Here is a 21,861-nt window from a genome sequence, read left to right on the forward strand (position 1 = left end):
TACGATTAGTATTTACTATTTTTGCGCCGACAAAATGAATAGATGGAATACGCTAAGAACATACTCGAAACCATTGGTAATACGCCGTTGGTAAAACTCAATAAGTTAACGGAAGCGTTACCATGTTTGGTGTTGGCAAAATATGAAACGTTTAACCCTGGCAATTCGGTAAAAGATCGTATGGCCTTAAAAATGATTGAAGATGCCGAAGCAGATGGACGCTTGAAGCCAGGCGGAACGATCATCGAAGGTACTTCTGGTAATACAGGTATGGGGTTAGCACTCGCTGCAATTGTAAAAGGATATAAGTGTATTTTTGTGATTAGCGATAAGCAATCTAAAGAGAAGATGGATATTTTACGTGCTGTAGGTGCCGAGGTAATTGTGTGTCCTACAGATGTTGAACCAGACGACCCGAGAAGTTATTATTCAGTTTCTAAAAGGCTGGGAGAGGAGACACCTAATTCTTGGTATGTAAACCAATATGATAATCCTAGTAATGCAAAAGCGCATTATGAAAGTACGGGCCCTGAAATATGGAAACAAACTGATGGTAAAATCACACATTTTGTGGTAGGTGTAGGTACTGGCGGAACGATATCTGGTGTTGGTAACTATTTAAAAGAGCAAAATCCAGATATTAAAATTTGGGGTATAGATACCTATGGATCTGTATTTAAAAAATATCATGAGACAGGTATTTTTGACGAAAATGAAATCTACCCGTATGTCACAGAAGGTATAGGTGAAGATATTTTACCCGAGAATGTAGATTTTTCTATTATTGACGGATTTACGAAAGTAACCGATAAAGATGCTGCGGTATATACGCAACTGCTTGCTAAAGAAGAAGGAATGTTTTTAGGGAATTCTGCGGGAGCTGCTGTAAAAGGTTTATTACAATTAAAAGAGCATTTTACCAAAGATGATGTAGTAGTGGTATTATTTCACGATCACGGAAGTCGCTATGTAGGTAAGATGTTTAATAATGATTGGATGCGTGAAATGGGATATATAGATTAACTTTTTTAAGTGTAGATACTATCTAATGTATCTGTTTCGACTTGAACAATAAAATCAATAAGTTGTTCTTGGTTTTCTTTACCAAGGTTTTTAAATAAATCGTTTCCTTTTGCGATAAGTTCATAGCCAATTTCTAATCCCTTAATTTCTTGTTTTGAATACGCTTTTGGTTTTTTCTTCATTTTTATAATCAAAAAAGAGATGATCTCAATAATCTTTTCTACCTGTTTTCTATCATGTAGCGTTTCAAATAGTGTTTTAGTACCATATATAAAGTTATCTACATCTGCTCTCGGTAACTTTCTAATGAAGTTATAAATGATTTCAGTAGTAAAAGGAGGTTCTTTTTTTGATTTTTCTGCTTGTGCTATGATTTGTTTTTCAAACGTGTTTGCATCGCGAAACGAGCGTAAAGCTTTTATACCAGAGTTTAATATTTTTGGAAGATATCGACCATGTTTAAAAATAAGAGATGCAGAATCAATTAATATTTGTAATAGATTACCTGGGTTTTTAATATAATTATCTAGACTTTCAAAAGCTTCATCGAGTTGCTTTCTTTTTTGAAGATCTGGATAGATGTAGGTTAAAAAATAGGTTCTAATTTCATTAATTTGATCTTCAGTGATAGAAGATGGTAATTCATATTTTTTAATAAGATTTTTATATTGATAACGCTCATCGATGAGGTTGCGATATCCGATAATAATCTCATTTAAAATATTCTCTTTATCCATATACCACGCAAAAATTATTTTAAATGAGTATCAATTATAGTTAAGAACTCTTCTGGCTCTGGACGAATTCTATAATTATCAGTTTGATCTAAATAAATTATTTTTAAATTTTTATCGGTAATGATAACTGTAGGTAGAACCGTGTCTGAATTGTAACCTAATAATTGAAAACCTGCTGGTATTCCGTTTTTATGGTAGATACCTAATTGTTTTGCTGCCTTACCATTAGCATCAATTAAAAACTCAAAAGAAACCTGATGTTTTTCTGCTAAAGTCTTGGTAAACTTATGAGGTTGAGGACTTATAAGAACAGTTTTTACACCTCTATTTGATAGCTCTTTATACTGAGATGCTATTTCTTTTATTTGCGCCATGCATAATGGGCACCAATTTCCGCGATAGAATAAAAATATAGTAGGTTGACCTTTAAAACCTGAAGAAACTATACGATTACTGTCAATATCTTCTAATTCAAAAACGGGTAATTTTTCTCCTAATTTTAAAACCTTGCTTTCATCGTTAGTTAGTTTAGAATACCAATAAACATATAGAAGCCATACCAATAATAAAAATGCAATAGTTATAGATTTAAATATATGTTCGTTATGTATAAAAGCAGCTATTGAACTACAAAGTAATCCTATAATTATTACTATGGTATGTGGTTTTAGATTTAAACTAGTTCTTGGTTTCGGAAATAAGAATAAGCCAGCAAAATAGGAGACAATAGATCCAGAAGAAATGAGTTTACCTAATTGTAAAAATGAGAAGCCATCTGTAAATAATTTAAATGAACTACTTATAAAGATATAAACAGCAATAATGTTTAGCGCAGATATAAAAATAGATTTTGATAAGTTGACCATATTTTTTTATATAGACGCTAATATATGAGTTCTAGTAGAATATTATGAACTAATTTTTAGTTCCATTTTTATATTACTCCGTTTATAAGGAGATTTTTTTTCAACCAGTATTTCTATAAAACCATATTTTCTATAGATGTAAATGGCGTTTTCTAAAATTCTATTTGAATAAAGAGTCAATTTGTTAAATTTTCTTTCTTTGGCAAAAGAAATGCATTTTTGCATTAATTGTTGGCCAATTTTTAAACCGCGATACTTTGGTGAAACAGCCATTTTAGTGAGTTCGAAAACATTTTTATCTTTCATAGGCATTAAAGCCACAGTACCCACAATATTGTCTTGATATTTTGCAAAGAAAATATAACCTCCTTTTCCTAAAATATATTTTTCAGGTTTGCTAAGTACTTCTTTATCATATGCTTCTACATAGAAAAAAGTTTCTAACCATTCTATATTTAGGTCATAAAAGTACTTTTTGTGCTTGTTGTTATAATCTATAATTTCTATTTCAGTTTTTGTTTCCATATTTTCAAGTATTAAATTACTGAAGTCTTTTTTACTGAATTGATCTTCTAAATGATTTATATGTTCTATTAGAGAAGTGCTAGTATGTTGAGTAATTTTATTAATAGTTTTCTCAATAGCATTCCATATTGGTTTTAGTTTCGGTAATAAATTTTTACCTTTTTTAGAAAGCGTAATGATTTTTTTTCGTTTGTCAATAGAATCATTTTTTAAAGCAATTAACCCTTTTTTTGATAGTTTATTAGTTATTTGTGTAATTGCAGGTTGCGACAATTGCAAACTGTTTTTTAGTTCAGTATTTGTAACGCCTTTTTTCTGAGTTATAATTTTAAAAGAAGGAAATAGATACGGGTCAAAATCTAGATTTACATGATTATACACTAACTGTGTTTCTTTCATCATATACTCGCTCAATCTTTTTAGACGAGAGCCAATACCAATATTTCCTAATCCTCTTAATGAATTCATATAAATATTTATATAAGTGCTTATGTAAAAATATAAATTATTTTACAAATAGCAAAACTTGTAATAAAACAGCTAAAAATTAGTATATTACCTTGGTGATTAAAGAAGACTTTCTATATTATCTTTGGGTAAATAAAATGTTTGATACCAACATTTTAAAAACAGTTAAGAACGAATCGGTTCTTGTGAAAAATGTAGGTCATCGCAATATGAATACTGGGCCAGATTTTTTTAATGCACTATTAAAAATAGATAATCAATTATGGGCTGGTACTATCGAAATGCATGTAAAATCTTCAGACTGGTATGTGCATGGTCATGAAAAAGATACGAATTATGATAATGTAATTCTGCACGTTGTTTGGGAACATGACGTACCTGTTTTTAGAAAAGACAATACAGAACTTGCAACTTTAGAACTTTCAAAGTTTATTGATATATCTGTGCTTAAAAAATATTATGAATTATTTTCTAAAAAAAGAAAATGGATTAATTGTGAAAGCCAAATTAATAAGATAGATAATTTTATAATTGATAATTGGTTAGAGCGATTATACTTTGAAAGATTAGAACAGAAAGGAAATCTAATTTTAGATTTATTAACTACATCTAATAACGATTGGGAAGCTGTACTTTTCAGGTTGTTAGCCAGAAATTTTGGTTTAAAGGTGAATGCAGAGTCATTTTTTGATATGGCAACAAAAATTGATTTTTCTATTATTAGAAAAGAATCTCATTCACAGGAAAACTTAGAAGCACTTTTTTTGGGTCAAGTAGGGCTATTATTAGAAAAGAAGGACAGTAGTTATTATAATTCACTAAAAAAGGAGTATGATTTTCAAGTAAAGAAGTATAAACTAATTGTTCAAGATAAATTAAGTGTGCAGTTTTTTAGATTGCGACCTCATAATTTTCCTACAATTAGATTAGCTCAATTAGCTGCCTTATATTTTAAGCATAAAAATTTATTTTCTCAAGCTATTGTCACTTCTTCTAAAAATGATTTTTACGATCTTTTTTCTGTAAAGGCATCTTCATTTTGGGATGCACATTATACGTTCGATGCTACATCTAAAAAAAGCGCTAAAATATTATCAAAACCTTTTATAGATCTGTTGCTTATCAATACGATCATTCCTTTAAAATTTATTTATAAAAAACATCTTGGTAAGCCAGATAATGATGAGGTACTAGCATTAATCGATACTATTAAACCTGAAAAAAATACTACAATTAGACATTTTAGTGAGTTGGGTGTAGTATCAAAATCTGCATTACATTCTCAGTCACTGCTACAATTAAAGAAAAAATATTGTCAAAATAACAACTGTCTAAATTGTAATATAGGAGTTAAGTTATTAACAAGTCAGTAATAAATAAGTGATGTTAATATAAAATATTTATTTTTTTTAGATAATAAGTTTATATTCGCCTGTTTTTTAACAAATAATTTATTAACCAATTTATTTAAATAATGAAAAAAACTAATTTAATTACAAAGTTAGCATCAGTATTAGTGTTAGCTTGTTTAACAATTTTTGTCGCTTGTAATGAAGATAATACATCTATTGAAAATGAAATCCCTAAAGACGCACTTGCGAAATTAGAAAAAATGTATTTTGACATTTCTAATGCAAAGTATATGAATTTTATGGGAGAAGATGGAATTGCCGTAGAAGATATGTTCTTTACATTAGAACAAATAGACGAAATGGCTGATGCTAATGAGGGCGCAATTCAAACAAAGCAGTATCGAACAAACAATATTGTAAGTGTTAGAGGTGGTTCTAGAGTGATTACAATGAGTGTTGATCCTGGTTTAGGTCAAATAGGATCTGATGCTTTAGATGCAACGATCGATATGTATAATGCTGAAGGGTTATCAATCACTTTTAGGAGAGTTGATTTTGGCTTAAAGGGTAAAAGAAGCGCTAATATTGAAGTTACCGAATTTTATGAGTTAGAATCTGGAGGCTTTATTACTTTAGGTAGAGCTGCTGGTTTTCCAACTCGAAAAGGCGATCCAGCTAAAGGTTTTGGTATCAATAGTCGTTGGTTTGAACTTTCTATTGCACCGAGTGTTGCTGAGCTTGCAGGTACTATGGCGCATGAAGTTGGGCATTGTATAGGTTTTCGTCATACAGATTATCAAACAAGAGAAAGTTGTGGTTCTAATGTGAATGAAGGTAGTGCTGGAGTTGGCGCAATTCATATTGCAGGTACACCAACAGAATCAGATGCAACTTCTTTAATGCAATCTTGTGGTCCAGCTATTACATTTAATAATAATGATGTGATTGCTTTAAATGTACTTTATTAAGCGTTTAACACTAGCTTAAATAAAATCGGAAAAGCTGCTATTTGGCAGCTTTTTTGTATCTTTATAAGTACCAGAATTGAAAAACCAAAATGCTATGAAGAAAATACTGCTTAATATCAGTACTTTTCTACTTTTAATTTCTTGTGCAAAAGAGTTGCAAAAAGAAGGTGTAAATTTTGCCACTGCGCCACCTAAGATTGATTATAAAAAAGAACTACAATCCTATTTAAAGTCAAATTTAAGTGTATTAAACGAAGGCTTTTCTAATAAAAATTTTGCGTTAGATTCTCTCTATAATGATCTTAATCATCAATGTATCTGGATTAGTGATTCATTAACCTTAAATAATAAGGCAAAAGCGTTGTTAGATAGTTTAACAGAAGCTAGAAAGTATGGACTTAATGCTTCATATTATCATGTGAATTCAATTAGAAAGCTTACCAAAGAACTTTTAAAAGAAGTTGATGAGAAAAAGAAATACAAAATTGCATCTGAGATCGAATTAAAACTTTCTGATGCCTATATGTTTTTCGGGAAACACTTGCATTATGGTGTGTTAGATTCATTAACAGGAATTACTGAGTTGCCAAGAAAGAAGTTAACTGTAAACTTTATTGATTATTTTAAAAATGCTTTAACATCTGAAACTTTACTCAATTCATTATTTGACTTACAGCCTAAAAGCGCTACCTATAAGAAAATTCAATTTAAACTTGCTGATTATTTGGATAACGGATCAATGAGTACCGATTATGTCTCTGTAACGAATTTTAGAAAAGATTCAATAAAGGCTTTAACGCAAGCTCAAAAGGCATTAATCTTACATAAGTATTTAGACAGTGTAGCATCAGATTCTATATTTAATACTGCTTTGCAGAAGTTTCAAGAAGATCATGGGTTAAAACCCGATGGTTTAGTAGGTAGTAACACTGCCAAGGCACTCTCTAAAAGCCCTTACAGGTATTATCAAACCTTGGTGGCTAACCTAGAACGATGGCGTTGGAAAGATACATTACCAGAAGATTATTTATTGGCAAATATTGCTGCGTATAATGTAAAAATGTTTGTGAAAGGTAAACTAAAACATCAATATAATACTGTTGTAGGAAAGTATAAAACACAAACCCCAGAAATAAAAGACTCATTACTTTCGGTGATTGCATACCCGTATTGGTATGTGCCTAAAAAAATATCGTTAGAAGAGGTGTTTGTGAAGGCGCAAAAGGATTCTACATATTTTAAAAGAAATAATTTTGAAATCATTACCTATCAAAAAGAACCAGTAGATTATGCCAGTTTAAATTGGGAAGAAATCAATAAGGGTAAGTTTAATTATCTGGTTCGACAGGCTGGTGGCTGGTCAAATTCACTAGGGTTGGTCAAATTTATTTTTCCCAATAAAAATGCAATATATTTGCATGATTCTCCTTCAAAATCATTGTTTAATCGAGAGAAAAGAGCCTACAGTCATGGATGCGTTCGCGTACAACATGCTTTACAATTAGCTGATAACTTACTTACGTATGATAAAAATAGAATGACTATCGATACTATAAAAAAATATATAAGTATTAAAAAGCAAAAATCTATACGACTTAAAAAGCGATTACCAGTATTTCTATATTATTTTACTGTAGATGTTAATGAAAATGATAAAGTTGTATTATATGATGATATGTATAATAAGGACAGACTTATTTTAGAGCAATTACGTCAAATAGATAAAAAATACCAACCAAATAATGATTAGGTATTTTTCTGAATAGCTACTGAAGTATTCGCTATTTTTGATTTAGACAAGTAGTCTCTTTTTGGAAAATAAATGAATAAACAACTACCTTCTTTTATTTTGGCAATAACGTTTTTATAACCTTTTTTTGGTAGCGAAGGACACCCATAGCTTCTACCTAATCTGCCGTTTCTTTTCACAAAATCAGGACTAGCATAGTCAGCTGAATGAATTACCACAGCTCTTTTCCTAGCATTGCTATTGGTGTATTCTAATCCATCAAGACGAAGCGAATACCCGTGTTTACCCATGTAAGTTTCTGCAGTTTTATAAAAACCAATACTACTTTTATGGCTATTAGGTTTATTAGAAAAATATTTTGCAAATTCGAAACCAGAATTTCTGCCATGAGCCACTAAACTTTTATGAACTACTTGCTTCGTTTTTGTATCGATGATAAATAAACGCTCTTCTTTAGAATGCTTACTAAAATCAATTACAGTTAGAAATCTAGTATTCGATAATTTATTATCTTTTTGTAAGGTTAAAAACCCTTTTAATGCGATTTTAAATGCTTTAAAATTTAGATTTTCTGTATGGAGATCTTCATAAAAGTTATAGGCATAACTTTCAAAGGAAAGTTCATTGGTTTTAAGAATAGGTGTTTTTTCTTTTACAATAGGTTTTTCAACACTGCTTTTCCAAGAAATAGTAGATAAAGTAAATAAAAATAAAATCAATAAAAGTCCTTTTTCTTTCATGTTTAGATAGAAATTAGTTTATAATTTTCCATTAAAAAAAGGGAAGCATGCGATAACACACAGATTCTATTAACTTATTTTATTATGATTTATTGTATAGAAAATATACTTTAACAAAAAAGACAACATTATTTGTTGCCTTTTTTAGTATCACTAGTATATTTTTGTTTGTTTAACTCATCTTGAAGTTCACGTCTGAGTTTTTGTTCGCGTTCTAAAGAACGCTGTCTGTGCCCTTCGTACTCTTCTTCTATTTCAGCCTTATCTTTTCTTGCTTGTACAGTAATTGTATTACTTTGTTTAAACTTACCAATAAATATTGCTAGTAAAACAGATAATGCAGCAATAATAGACCATAACAAAGTATTGTACCCAGTTTTACTCATTGGAATCCCTAAAAACTTTATACTATCTTTTTCTTTAGTAACAGAAGTTAAATTTTCATTGGTTTTGCCTAGATCAGATTTTAGCGTTTCGATCTCACTTTTTTGAGTAGCAATGGTATTGTTTGCATTGGCAAATTGAGCTCGGGCACTTTTTAATGAATCGATCACATTATCTCTAAACTTAAAAAGGTTGTTAACTTTTACAGTTTTATAACGTTGACCAGTTCTAGGATCAGTCCATTTTGGCGACTTCTTATATAAGTAGTCAAATTGACTTTGAATAGAGCCATCGTTTAAAGAACCTGTTTCTTCACTAGTAGTATTTTGAGCATTAAGGGTTAATGATAGTAATTGTAGGGTGAGAATTGAGAGTATTAACTTAGCTCGTTTCATTTACTAAAAAAATTTATTGAGTTATTTTAAGGTGTCAAAAGTAATTATTTATTCTAAAAAAAATACACCTATGTTGAAAACGTTTAATAAAGTGATTTATACTTAGTGGGATTTACCTCATGCATAAGGTTGTAAATACCCTCAAAAACATCTTCAACTGAAGGTTTTGAGAAGTAATCTCCATCTGTGCCATATGCTGTTCTGTGATCTTTAGCGGTAATTGTTAACGGTTGACTGTCTAAATACTGATAAGCTCCTTGCTTATTTAAAATACAATCTAGAAGATAGCCAGAAGCTCCGCCAGGCATATCTTCATCTATTATAATAAGCCTATTCGTTTTCTCAACACTTTTTACAGTATCATGATTTAGATCGAATGGTATCAAACTTTGTGCATCTATTATTTCAATATCAATCTCAACTTGTGCGAGTTCTTTAGCGGCTTCTTCTACTATTTTTAGCGTTGATCCGTAAGAAACGACCGTTACATCATTACCTTCTTTTATAGTTTCTACAAGACCAATGGGGGTTCTAAATTCACCTAAATTTGTTGGCAATTGTTCTTTAAGGCGATAACCATTTAAATTTTCGACAATAATAGCAGGTTCATCACTTTCTAAAAGTGTGTTGTAAAAACCTGCAGCTTTAGTCATGTTTCTCGGAACTAGAATATACATGCCACGTAGTAAATGAATCATTGCACCCATATGAGAACCTGCATGCCAAATACCTTCTAGTCGATGCCCTCTGGTTCTTACAATCATAGGAGCTTTTTGTTTTCCTAAAGTTCTGTACCTAAGGGTAGCAAGATCGTCACTTAAAATTTGTATTCCGTATAACAGATAATCAAGATATTGAATTTCTGCTATAGGTCTTAAACCACGCATTGCCATACCAATACCTTGTCCCATAATTGTAGCTTCTCGAATACCCGTATCGGCAATTCTTAGTTCACCGAATTTTTCTTGGAGTCCTTCTAAGCCTTGATTCACATCGCCTATATAACCTGCATCCTCGCCAAAAATAACAATCTCAGGATGCTTGTTTAAAAGCTTACTGAAGTTATCTCTTAATATAATACGAGCATCTACAGTCTCATTATTTTCAGCATATGTAGGTTTAACTTCTCTAACAGCAGTTGCTTTGTTGGGTAGTTCACTATAAAGATGTTCGCTATAATTTTTATATTCTTCGGCTGTAAATTGTTTTATAAAGTTTTGTAAAGCCTCCTTATGAACAACTTCTTCATTTCTAATTTGAACCAATACTTTTCTAGCAATAGACAGTACATCTTTTTTGGTAGGTTCTGTAGTTGATTTTAGGTCGTTAGCATATTTAGCAATGAATACTTTATTAGAACTTTGTTCTGCTATACTATCTATCAATCGTAATAATTGATTTTTCTTTTCCTTAATCGGATTTAAATAGGCTGTCCAGGCTTCACGCTTAGCGGTATTTACTTCTTTTTTTGCATCTTTTTCTAATGCAATTATTTCTTCTTCATTTTCAAATGTGCTAATAATCCATTCGCGCATCTTTGTGTTACAGTCGAATTCTTTCTCCCATTGTAAACGTTCAGCAGATTTATAGCGCTCATGCGAGCCAGAAGTAGAATGTCCTTGAGGCTGTGTTAGTTGTTGAACATGAATTAAAACAGGCACATGTTCATTACGCGCTACGGTTGCCGCTTGATTATAAGCATCTATTAATTTAGAATAATCCCATCCATTAACAATATAAATCTCATAGCCTTGGTTATTTTCATCACGTTGAAATCCTTTTAAGATTTCAGAAATATTTTCTTTGGTAGTTTGGTATTTTGCAGGTACAGAAATTCCGTAAGCATCATCCCATACACTAATCACCATGGGCACTTGCAAGACTCCTGCCGCATTAAAAGTTTCAAAAAATAATCCTTCAGAAGTACTGGCATTACCAATTGTACCCCAAGCTATTTCATTTCCATTATCAGAAAATGTAGTTTTATTTTTTAATCCGTCATTGTTTCTAAACATTTTTGAAGCCTGTGCCAAGCCTAATAACCTAGGCATTTGTCCGGCAGTAGGAGAGATATCTGCGCTTACATTTTTCTGTTGCATTAAGTTCTTCCAAGAGCCATCTTCATTCAAGGTATGTGTCATAAAATGCCCACCCATTTGTCTGCCTGCAGATTGGGGGTCGGCTTTAATATCTGTATGTGCATATAGACCTGCGAAGAATTGTTGAGGTGTAAGTTCACCAATAGCCATCATAAAGGTTTGGTCTCTATAATAACCAGAACGCCAATCACCATTTCTAAATGCCTTGGCCATGGCCAATTGAGGTACTTCTTTACCATCACCAAAAATTCCGAATTTTGCCTTGCCAGTTAAAACCTCTCTTCGTCCTAATAAGCTACATTCTCTACTAACTACAGCAATTTTATAGTCAGTAAGAATTTCTTTTTTAAACTCTTGATATGACAATTTTTCTTGCGAATCAATCAACTTTTCTGACATTTTATATGGGTGGTTTTTCAATTTGCAAAGGTATGATTTTTAAAACTCTTTTAAAAATACATACTAGTTATTTAACAAAAAGCAATTCTTTAGTAAAAAAAATGAGATTTTTTTACGATTCTTATAGCATTGAGCTGTAATTTTTTTCCAGATTTTTTCAAAAGAAAATTAGTAGAATCCTCTTTTTATAAAGTTATAGATTCTTCCTGGACTTAATGTAATTACAAATCGTATTCTCCTGCTATAATTTCCTAGATTGGGTTCAAAACCTAAACTCGACTGTAGCGGAAAATAGATTTCTAAGATATTATGTACAAAGTTTAACCGGATGCCTGTATCATATCTAAATTCTGGTTCAAAGCCTTTATTTTTAAATAATCCAGCATCAGCATAAGCTTCTATCCATCTCCATATACCGATACTTCCGTTTGCCGTGATCATCCAACGATTTGCAAAGCTATTTTCAAATTGAGATTTAAATCCGCCTTCAGCAATAATGATCTGCTGACTTAAAAATCCAGATTGTTCAGAGCGTCCTAGGTATTGATAATCAAATAGGTAATCTGTAGGTCTATCTAGAGAAAAACTAAACTCATTAGAAGAGGTTTGATTATGTAAAAAAGTTCCTGCAAACAGTCGCAGATCATACCTGCGATTTTCTTCTGTGAGTCTTCTGTACCTAAAGTCTAACGCTAGCTTGCTAAAATTTTTTGATAATTGAAAGTCAGTACTATAACTTAACTCTGTAATAATATCTAAATCTGCAAAAACATATCGGGCATTAAAAACATTATAGCTGTCTAATTCTGAGGGTTCGGCATCTGGTGCTGCTTCTCTATCTACTACTACATATCTTGCAAAAAGTGATTTTCCGCCAATGTCTCTTAAGCTTTTTCTCTGAAAATCTAGTGAAATGAAAGGAGTGAATCGTGTGTACGATAATTCTGGTGCATACTGAAAAGTGCTGCCAGATACACCGATTCTGTAACGATAAATCGAAGAATCTTCTGGTAAATTTTCATAGACTAATGACGCTGAACCCGATAATTGATTGCTTTTAAAACCATACGATGGTGAAATTTTATATAACCATTTTTTTTTGAATAAGGCCTCGTTATAAATTTCAGGTCCGAGAATCAATCCGTCATAGAAATTATAATTGGCTCTAACGTTATAAAAAACCTGATTATAGAATGGATTTTCTATGTCTTTAAAGAAACGAAGTTGTATGGGCTTATTAAATATACCTTTTAGATTTTTCCAATTATCCCGTAAATTTAATTCTGGATAATGATAATCGTAATTTAAAACAAGCCGTTTATAATCGCCTTTTGGTATTGTAACAGTAGCAGTACTATCTATATTTTCTAACCATTTCTTAAAAACAGTTTCTTTTTGCTTATTTACACCGTATAAAGTAATTGGTGCTGTGAAATTTCGTTTGTTTTTAATGGTAACTTTTATCGAATCACCTTTCTTTTTTACTTTAGAAATGGTATAGTCTATTTTTTTTTGAGTGTTTATATAATCACCAAAAAACCAGCTTACATTTTTATCGGTTTTTTTTGTAATAAGTTTCTTAAAGTTATGGCTAGAAGTATTTTTGAGTTTGTTAGTATTGTAAAATTCTTTAATACTTTTAGTCACAATACTATCTTGTAAATATTCATCTAGATATTGTAAACCTATACCTGCTTTATATTTATTGACAACTTTTCTGTTAAAATTTGATAGTGAATCTACTCGAGTACTAAGCGCTTGATCTAAATTTTTTCGAGCAGCAAACTGATACACAAAAGGATACTTATCATTAAAATCTAACTTTGCAATATTATAACTACGCACACCCCAAATTTTTGAGATATTACCCATGGCTTTAATTTCTGGATAATATTTCGCTACATACTGCATCATTAAATAGGTTTGGATACCGTCTAAAAGCCAGTTATCTGTCCTGCGATTTACAATGAGGGTGTTTTCTAAATATTTTCTTGTGAGTGCCTTGAACATTTTTATATCCCATTCAAAAACACCCGAAAAGGGATTGAATATCTTAGGTAGTTGATTCAATCCATAAATAGGATTTTTATCGTATGTTATCTTACTTACATAGAGTTTTTTATGTGGATATGCGCCCAAATATTTTTCAATAAAACTTATTTGCCGGTTAATAACGTCTTCCTTTAAATCTTCTTTTAAAGTAGTGCCATTTACATTCGTCAACACTTCAGCAGTATTAGCTTGATAACTTTTAAAATCATTTAATACAGAAATGTTAAGCTCTAGATCAACGCGATCGTTTCCTTTAAAGTTATAGGTTTTGTAAGGTGGTTGCACGTTAGTATTTACTTGATCTAGATCGGTGTTAACGGCAATACCTTCGTATGTTTTGAGTTGTATGTTATAATTTGTAGGGTGCATGTAATAATCATCTAGATTAAGATTGCTCATAGCTTGCCATTTTGAATCGAAAACGGCAGGAGTAATATGCCAATTTCTCAAATTATAAGTAGTACCCGCTCTGCCATATTTGGTAAACTCATCTAATGGTATAAGAACTTTATATTTTAAATTAATGACTAAGGAGTCATTAGGCTTCAATGTGCTGTTCAATACTAAAGGAATAATATCTGGCTTTTTATTATTAATTTTCCAGCTAGACTGGTAATTTTCTACAGTTATAGTGTCTATTCGAGTATATCCTCTTTCATTTTTTTTAGAAAAATAAAGACTTTTATTATAATCTTCTATCATCCTTTTGGTTAAGGGTGTATTACGCCCTTTGTAACTGTTTGGCCAATTGAGTAAGTAAATAGTATCGTGTGAAGTATTACTCTTATTAAAATAAATGATTTCTTGTTCAATCTCTAACTGATGTTCTTTTATATTTAAAAAAACTTGCATAGTAATATGATCATTTTGAGCATTTGAGCTTAAAATGAATCCCATAAAGATCGCTATGAAAATTCGTTGTATCAATTAATTTTAATAAACTTAATAGGGCTAGGGGTTGTTGAGTTTTCGATAGCTAAATAATAGATGCCTAAAGCTAAATGGGTTGCGTTAATATTTATCTCTCTATGAATCATTGAACTTACAATATTAATCTTTTTTATTTGTTGTCCAAGACTATTATAAATAACCAATGATTGATTTAATGCACGGTCATCTACTTTAATAATTAATTGATTTTTGATGATATTACCATCCTTTAATCGGATTATTCCTTTATTCGCATTTAAATCATCGATAGAAAGTACTGCATCTAGAGTTAATTCTAAGGTTACAGGTAAATGATCACTCATGTTATACAAAGCATTTCTTAAGGATTGAGAGTAGGATCCCGTACAACGTGAGTCATTAATATTTCGATTGTAACAATTACCATTATTACCAATACTCTTATATGAATCTTTAACATATTGCAGTACAGAACCATCTGTTAGATTTTCTGAAATCATAATGAAATCAAATCGGTCATCTAAACCGCCTCCAGCGCCAAAGCCCTCAAAAGATGATGAAGAGGTGCGTGTAGATTGTGTATGAATGTTACTAAATGTTGAATTAGTATGCCAATTACCACTAGTGTTTATTGGATCTTTTAAAATAATAGCATTGGTGTTATCAAGTATTTCTTGGTAACCATCTTCATTTGAGGTATAAAAATTAAAATCTCCAGCAAAGAGTACAAAGCGATCTTTAGGTATTCTGGCCAGCTCAAGTGTAAACTCGCGTACCATATCTAGTCGAATTTGCTCATTGGTAAACCCTTGACTAGCTTTGAGATGTGCCACAAAGGTTTCAATATAGGTATTGGTGTTTTTTAACTTAAAGGTATAACGATTGATATCTCGTACAGAGGTTACTATTTCACTTTGATTTTCTAACTCAAACTTATTTGTATCATAATATACCAGTTGTTGTAAGTTAGCACCACTAGATCTATTTGAAACATAATTTGCCATAGCAAAGCGACCATCACTAGTTGCCAAACTTTCTTCTAAAATAGTTTTAGCGCCATTTTCAGATTTTAACTCACAAACCATGAATAGATCTGGAGATATGTTATCAATAATAGTTTTTAGTATTGTTGATCTGTTTGAAGGAGGTGCATCAGGAAACTCTAATAAATTATAAAACATGATCTTGTAATTCTCTTGTGAAAATGCGCACATAGAGAATAAAGCCATGATGGCTATAATAGTAGCTTTTCTACGCATAAGTTTCTAGAAGTTCGGCTTTAGGCTATACTTAGCATAGAATCGGTTGAAGTGCTCTACAGCCTCTTCTGCAGTATCTACGATTCTAAATAAGTTAAGATCTTCATCACTTATGTTTCCTTCAGCTATTAAGGTGTTTTTAACCCAATCTATAAGGCCAGACCAAAATTTAGTACCCACAAGAACAATAGGGAAGCGACCAATTTTTTTAGTTTGTATGAGGGTGATTGCTTCAAAAAGCTCATCCATAGTACCAAAACCGCCAGGCATTACTACAAATCCTTGAGAATATTTTACGAACATAACTTTTCTAACAAAAAAGTAATCGAAATCTAGGCTTTTGCCAGGATCAATCCAAGGGTTATCATGTTGTTCAAAAGGTAATTCTATATTTAAACCTACCGATAAACCCTTTCCTCGGTTCGCTCCTTTATTACCAGCTTCCATAATACCTGGTCCGCCACCTGTTATTACACCAAAACCACTTTGTGTAAGTTGAAATGCTACTTCTTCAGCTAGCTTATAATATTTATGATCTGGTTTTGTACGAGCAGACCCAAAGATAGACACACAAGGACCAATTTTACTTAATCGTTCATAGCCTTCAACAAACTCTGCCATAATTTTAAATATAGCCCAAGAATCGTTTGTTTTTATTTCATTCCAAGTTTTCTGTTGTAATTTTTCGCGAATCTTTCTATCGTCATTCGTCATAGTATCAAAATTTTTATGTGTTCTAAAGTAATTCTTTTTTCAAGAATCGAGCGGTATGGCTCTTTTTATTATTTATTATTTCTTCAGGTGTTCCAATACATAATACTTGTCCGCCTTTTTTCCCTCCTTCTGGGCCTATATCAATGATATGATCAGCTAGCTTTATAACATCTAAGTTATGTTCTATAATTAGCACCGTATTTCCTTTATCTACTAATTTATTTAATACATCCATCAATACGCGAATATCTTCAAAATGCAAGCCTGTTGTAGGCTCATCTAAGATATAAAAGGTATTTCCTGTATCTTTTTTAGATAATTCGGTGGCCAACTTAATGCGTTGCGCTTCACCGCCAGATAGTGTAGTCGATTGTTGGCCTAGTGTAATATAGCCTAATCCTACCTCTTGTATGGTTTTTAGTTTGCGATATATTTTTGGAATATGTTCAAAAAACAAGACGCTTTCATTAATAGTCATATTCAAAACATCAGATATAGATTTTCCTTTGTATCTAATTTCTAGTGTCTCTCTGTTAAAACGTTTTCCTTGACAGATCTCACATTCTACATAAACATCTGGCAAAAAGTTCATTTCTATAACACGAACACCACCACCTTCGCAGGTCGGGCAACGGCCATCTTTGACATTAAAAGAAAAACGACCTGGTTTATAACCGCGAATCATGGCTTCTGGTGTTTTAGCAAATAAACTTCTTATTTCACTAAACACACCAGTATAAGTTGCTGGGTTAGATCGAGGAGTTCTTCCAATAGGAGATTGATTTATTTCTATGATTTTATCAATATACTCCAATCCTTTTATAGATTTATAAGGCAGCGGTTTTTTAACCGATTTATATATATGCTGATTTATAATAGGGTATAGTGTTTCATTTATTAAGGTAGATTTTCCACTACCCGAAACACCAGTAACACAGATCATTTTACCTAAAGGGAATTCAGTAGTAATATTTTTAAGATTATTCCCAGTAGCATTGCTTAAAACGATTTTTTTTCCACTCCCTTTTCTGCGACTTTTAGGGACTGCAATTTTTTTATCTCCATTGAGATATTCTGCGGTTAATGTGTTACTTTTAAGTAAATCTTTTGCAGAACCTATACTAATAATTTCTCCACCATAACGCCCAGCTCTAGGACCAATATCAATTACATAATCGGCCTGTTCTATCATATCTTTATCATGCTCTACTACCAATACAGAATTGCCAATATCACGTAATTTTTGAAGAGAATCGATTAATTTTTCATTGTCGCGCTGATGTAAACCAATGCTAGGTTCATCTAATATATACAATACCCCAACAAGTTGAGAGCCTATTTGTGTCGCTAATCGAATGCGTTGTGCCTCGCCACCAGAAAGTGTTTTCGAACTACGATTCAGCGTAAGATAATCTAAACCAACATCTAATAGAAATTGTATTCTTGTTTCAATTTCTTTAAGGATTTCTGAAGCGATTAATAATTGTTTTTCTGATAACTTAGTCTTAACAGATGTAAACCATTCAGCTAACTGAATGATGTCCATACCAACTAAATCGGAAATATTTTTCTCACTGATTTTGAAATGCAAAGCTTCTTGACGTAATCTAGAGCCATAACATTCGGGGCATAGATTTTCATCCATAAAACCTTTTGCCCATCGTTTTATTGAGGTCGATTCTGTGCTCTCAAACTGGTTTTTTATGAAATTAATAATTCCCTCAAAATCAATTTCATAATTACGTGTTATACCTGCGCTTTTTGAAACTACATCAAACTTTTCATTTCCTCCATTAAGGATAATTTCTAAAGCTTCTTTTGGAATTTCATTTATAGGCGTGTTCAATGTGAATTTATAGCGATCTGCTATCAAAGATAGTTGCTTAAATATCCATGAATTTTTATACTCACCTAAAGGAGCAAGGCCACCACTATAGATACTTGTTGAATTATTAGGAATAATTTTTTCTGTGTTCACTTCATTCACTTTACCAAGACCATTACATGTAGGGCATGCTCCTTTTGGAGAATTAAACGAAAATGTATTGGGTTCAGGTAGTGGATATGAAATCCCACTTGAGGGACACATTAAATTTCTACTAAAATAACGTGCATTTTTAGTATCATCATTATCAATAACCATTAAAACACCATCGCCATGGTGCATAGCAGTTTTTATAGTTTCTTGTAGTCTTTTATTAGAAGTGTCATCTACTTTTAATCGATCAATTACTATTTCAATGTCATGCGTTTTGTAACGATCTAAACGCATTCCCTTTTCAATTTCTAGTAACTCACCATTAACACGAACTCTTACAAATCCTTGTTTAGAAATTTGCTCAAAAAGATCACGATAATGCCCCTTTCTAGATTTAATTACAGGAGATAAAATAATAATCTTTTTATCCTTAAAATCTTTTAAAATAAGTTCCTGAATTTGGGTATCAGAATAACTAACCATTTTCTCTCCTGTATTATAAGAAAAAGCATCTGAAGCTCTTGCAAAAAGGAGTCGAATAAAATCGTAAATTTCAGTAATAGTGCCAACAGTAGATCTTGGGTTTTTACTTGTAGTTTTTTGTTCGATGGCTATTACTGGAGAAAGCCCATCAATTTTATCAACATCTGGTCGTTCTAAACTGCCTAAAAATTGTCTAGCATACGCAGAAAAAGTTTCAATATAGCGACGTTGCCCTTCAGCATAAATAGTATCAAATGCCAATGAAGACTTACCACTACCACTTAATCCTGTAATAACAACGAGTTTCTCTCTGGGTATTTTTACATCAATATTCTTTAAGTTGTGAACTCTAGCACCAAGTACTTCTATATATTGTTGTTCTGGGATCATTAGCTGTAAAATGCAAACCGCAAAGGTACTGAATTGTTAGAAAAATTTTAACATAGGTATATAATAAATAGTTAAATTGCCAACAAAATACTGGTAGTTGAAAATTATTACTGATATACGGCATTTTTTTGAAAAAAGAGGTTTTGATGTGTCGTCAAGATTAGCAGATAAACTAGGGATGCAGGTGACTAATGTAAGATTATTTTTTGTTTACATTACATTCATTACTTTAGGTTTCTGGTTTGGTATCTATCTTACCATGGCATTTTTATTAAAACTTAAAGATATGATTTATACCAAAAGAAGCTCAGTTTTTGATCTCTAATTAATGAATGTATTTAAATCTAAATTATATAAGGCTGTAGCGCTCTTCTTTTTAGTAATTATTACTGGAGTTGTGGGATTTATGGTTATTTCTGGCGATTCCTTTATTGATTCGCTTTATATGACAGTAATTACCATAACTACCGTAGGTTTTGGTACACTACATGAGCTTAATGATGCAGAAAAATTATTTACAATTTTTCTAATTTTAACGAGTGTGATTACTTTAGGATATGTGGCTTCAGTTTTGACAGAGTATATTGTAAGTGGAGAGTTATTTGAAAAAATAAAATTTAATAAAGTGCAGAGAAAAATTCAACAGCTTGAGAAACATACCATAGTATGTGGTTATGGTAGAAACGGAAAACAGTCTGTTAGTAAATTAATAAAGTTTGATAAATCTCTAGTAGTTATTGAGAATAATGAAGAAAAAATTGATGAGTTAGAGAGCATGAATTTATTATATATTAAAGGAGATGCTACGAATGATGAAACCTTACAAAAGGCAGGTATTTCAAATGCTGAAAACTTGATTTCTGCACTCCCTTCAGACGCCGATAATTTATATGTCGTATTGTCGTCAAGACAGTTAAACAAAAAATTAAGGATAGTGAGTAGAGCTTCAAACGATTCTTCAGATGTTAAGTTACGTATTGCTGGGGCAGATAATGTGATTATGCCAGATAAATTAGGCGGTGATCATATGGCTTCACTATTAGTAACACCAGATATAGTAGAGTTTGTAGATATGTTAGCTGTAGATGCTCATAATTCAACCTGTCTAAAAGAAATTGCTATAGAAGATTTACCAAATAATTATAATTCAAAATCAATCAGAGATTTAGATTTTAGAAAATTAACAGGATGCACAATCATTGGCTTCAAGACTCCACAAAACGAATATATTGTAAATCCAAACTCAGACACTCAATTGATACCAGATTCTAAATTGATTGTCTTAGGGAGTGCAGAACAAATAGCTAAATTAAATACCATACTATAATGTTAAAAGTTGTTGTGACAGGCAGCAATGGTCTATTGGGTCAAACATTAGTAAATCAATTCGATACTGCTGAATTTGACGTTTATGGTTTGTCAAGAGGAGAAGATCGAAATATTACCAGCACAAATTATTCCTATTATGATATAGATCTTACCGATTTCTCGGAAGTTAATAAGCTGCTAAAAAAGATTAATCCAGATTTTATTGTTAATACAGCAGCAATGACGCATGTTGACGTTTGTGAAGATAATAAAGAAGCATGTGATCTCATTAATGTTGAACTTGTAAGCCAATTAATAAGTATAGCAAAAGATGTTAATGCACATGTAATACATATATCAACCGATTTTATTTTTGATGGTGAAAATGGTCCATACAAAGAATACGATAAGCCAAACCCAGTTAATTATTATGGGCTATCAAAATTAAAATCAGAAGAGATTCTTATCAATTCAGAAATAGACTATACCATATTAAGAACCATTTTAGTGTATGGTTACGTTAAAGGTATGAACCGTAATAATATTGTATTGTGGATTCGAGATGCGGTCAAAAATAAAAAAGTAGTGACCATAATAGACGATCAATTTCGAATGCCAACATTAGTTGACGATCTGGCACATGCGTGTATTTTAGCAATACGAAAAAGAGCTAAAGGTGTTTTTAATGTTTCATCTAGTAAATTATTGAGTATTTATGATATAGCGATTGAAATAGCAGATACATTTAATTTAGATACAACGTATATAAAAAGAGTTACCACCAGCGAGTTAAATCAGCGTGCAAAACGACCTGTAAAAACAGGTTTTGATTTGTCAAAATCAAAAAAAGAATTAAATCTACCTCAATATTCATTCAAAGAACGATTGCAATACTTTAAAGATCAACTAACTAAATAAGTTAATCCTTCTTTGATAAATTGTTTTTTATTTTGTTAATAAAAATTTCCTAAAAATCATTTGCAGATATTGATTTTTGCCTTACATTTGCAGCTCCGCTTTTTTTGAAATTAAGCACGTTCATTTAAACACATATTTTGTAGA

Annotated in this window: 17 protein-coding genes; 7 read left to right on the plus strand and 10 right to left on the minus strand. The window is 31.5% G+C overall.

Annotation, left to right across the window (positions count from 1 at the left end):
* The first annotated feature begins 42 nt into the window (after positions 1–42).
* Positions 43–1,023, plus strand: a complete 981-nt coding sequence (locus AC1EUY_RS09810) for a PLP-dependent cysteine synthase family protein (RefSeq protein WP_480195353.1) — start codon at positions 43–45, stop codon at positions 1,021–1,023.
* Between the two features lie 5 nt (positions 1,024–1,028).
* Here AC1EUY_RS09810 and AC1EUY_RS09815 read toward each other — a convergent pair whose 3' ends face one another.
* The 3 genes from AC1EUY_RS09815 to AC1EUY_RS09825 are packed head-to-tail and all read right to left on the minus strand — an operon-like array spanning position 1,029 to position 3,619.
* Positions 1,029–1,760, minus strand: a complete 732-nt coding sequence (locus AC1EUY_RS09815) for a Sec-independent protein translocase family protein (RefSeq protein ID WP_480195354.1) — start codon at positions 1,758–1,760, stop codon at positions 1,029–1,031.
* 14 nt (positions 1,761–1,774) lie between these two features.
* A complete protein-coding gene (locus AC1EUY_RS09820; protein WP_480195355.1) occupies positions 1,775–2,626 on the minus strand; it encodes a peroxiredoxin family protein in 852 nt (283 codons plus the stop codon).
* 42 nt (positions 2,627–2,668) lie between these two features.
* Positions 2,669–3,619 (minus strand): bifunctional helix-turn-helix transcriptional regulator/GNAT family N-acetyltransferase, encoded by a 951-nt coding sequence (locus AC1EUY_RS09825; protein ID WP_480195356.1) that lies wholly within the window; start codon positions 3,617–3,619, stop codon positions 2,669–2,671.
* 95 nt (positions 3,620–3,714) lie between these two features.
* On the opposite strand from AC1EUY_RS09825, the gene AC1EUY_RS09830 reads away from it, so the two are divergent.
* The 3 genes from AC1EUY_RS09830 to AC1EUY_RS09840 all read left to right on the plus strand — a co-directional run bounded on the left by AC1EUY_RS09830 (position 3,715) and on the right by AC1EUY_RS09840 (position 7,689).
* The gene (locus AC1EUY_RS09830; protein ID WP_480195368.1) at positions 3,715–4,992 is read left to right on the plus strand and encodes a DUF2851 family protein; all 1,278 of its coding nucleotides are present in this window, start codon (positions 3,715–3,717) and stop codon (positions 4,990–4,992) included.
* A 101-nt stretch (positions 4,993–5,093) separates the two neighbouring features.
* Positions 5,094–5,939: a M57 family metalloprotease gene (locus AC1EUY_RS09835; RefSeq protein ID WP_480195357.1), complete on the plus strand. Its 846-nt coding sequence runs from the start codon at positions 5,094–5,096 to the stop codon at positions 5,937–5,939.
* 94 nt (positions 5,940–6,033) lie between these two features.
* A complete protein-coding gene (locus AC1EUY_RS09840; RefSeq protein ID WP_480195358.1) occupies positions 6,034–7,689 on the plus strand; it encodes a L,D-transpeptidase family protein in 1,656 nt (551 codons plus the stop codon).
* Here AC1EUY_RS09840 and AC1EUY_RS09845 read toward each other — a convergent pair.
* The 7 genes from AC1EUY_RS09845 to uvrA form a co-directional block, all read right to left on the minus strand.
* Entirely contained in the window at positions 7,686–8,429 is a 744-nt protein-coding gene (locus AC1EUY_RS09845; RefSeq protein WP_480195359.1) for a murein L,D-transpeptidase catalytic domain family protein, read from the minus strand. The two genes, AC1EUY_RS09840 and AC1EUY_RS09845, sit on opposite strands and share 4 nt — an antisense overlap.
* 128 nt (positions 8,430–8,557) lie before the next feature.
* Positions 8,558–9,208, minus strand: a complete 651-nt coding sequence (locus tag AC1EUY_RS09850) for a tRNA (guanine-N1)-methyltransferase (RefSeq protein ID WP_480195360.1) — start codon at positions 9,206–9,208, stop codon at positions 8,558–8,560.
* An 83-nt stretch (positions 9,209–9,291) separates the two neighbouring features.
* Complete coding sequence (locus tag AC1EUY_RS09855; RefSeq protein ID WP_480195361.1) at positions 9,292–11,706, minus strand: thiamine pyrophosphate-dependent enzyme; 2,415 nt, start codon at positions 11,704–11,706, stop codon at positions 9,292–9,294.
* A 168-nt stretch (positions 11,707–11,874) separates the two neighbouring features.
* Positions 11,875–14,655 carry a gluzincin family metallopeptidase gene (locus tag AC1EUY_RS09860; RefSeq protein WP_480195362.1) on the minus strand — a complete coding sequence of 927 codons (2,781 nt, stop codon included), beginning with the start codon at positions 14,653–14,655 and terminating at the stop codon, positions 11,875–11,877.
* 26 nt (positions 14,656–14,681) lie between these two features.
* Positions 14,682–15,926: a hypothetical protein gene (locus AC1EUY_RS09865; protein WP_480195363.1), complete on the minus strand. Its 1,245-nt coding sequence runs from the start codon at positions 15,924–15,926 to the stop codon at positions 14,682–14,684.
* A 6-nt stretch (positions 15,927–15,932) separates the two neighbouring features.
* Positions 15,933–16,640: an LOG family protein gene (locus AC1EUY_RS09870; protein WP_480195364.1), complete on the minus strand. Its 708-nt coding sequence runs from the start codon at positions 16,638–16,640 to the stop codon at positions 15,933–15,935.
* A gap of 22 nt (positions 16,641–16,662) precedes the next feature.
* The gene (uvrA, locus tag AC1EUY_RS09875; RefSeq protein ID WP_480195365.1) at positions 16,663–19,491 is read right to left on the minus strand and encodes an excinuclease ABC subunit UvrA; all 2,829 of its coding nucleotides are present in this window, start codon (positions 19,489–19,491) and stop codon (positions 16,663–16,665) included.
* Positions 19,492–19,594: 103 nt separating this feature from the next.
* Here uvrA and AC1EUY_RS09880 point away from each other — a divergent pair, with 103 nt between their 5' ends.
* The 3 genes from AC1EUY_RS09880 to AC1EUY_RS09890 are packed head-to-tail and all read left to right on the plus strand — an operon-like array spanning position 19,595 to position 21,717.
* Positions 19,595–19,816, plus strand: a complete 222-nt coding sequence (locus AC1EUY_RS09880) for a PspC domain-containing protein (protein ID WP_480195369.1) — start codon at positions 19,595–19,597, stop codon at positions 19,814–19,816.
* A 3-nt stretch (positions 19,817–19,819) separates the two neighbouring features.
* A complete protein-coding gene (locus AC1EUY_RS09885) occupies positions 19,820–20,818 on the plus strand; it encodes a potassium channel family protein (RefSeq protein ID WP_480195366.1) in 999 nt (332 codons plus the stop codon).
* A complete protein-coding gene (locus AC1EUY_RS09890; RefSeq protein WP_480195367.1) occupies positions 20,818–21,717 on the plus strand; it encodes an SDR family oxidoreductase in 900 nt (299 codons plus the stop codon). The genes AC1EUY_RS09885 and AC1EUY_RS09890 overlap by 1 nt, the downstream gene beginning before the upstream one ends.
* The last annotated feature ends 144 nt before the right edge of the window (positions 21,718–21,861 follow it).

The sequence above is a fragment of the Maritimimonas sp. 2210JD6-3 genome (assembly GCF_056591795.1).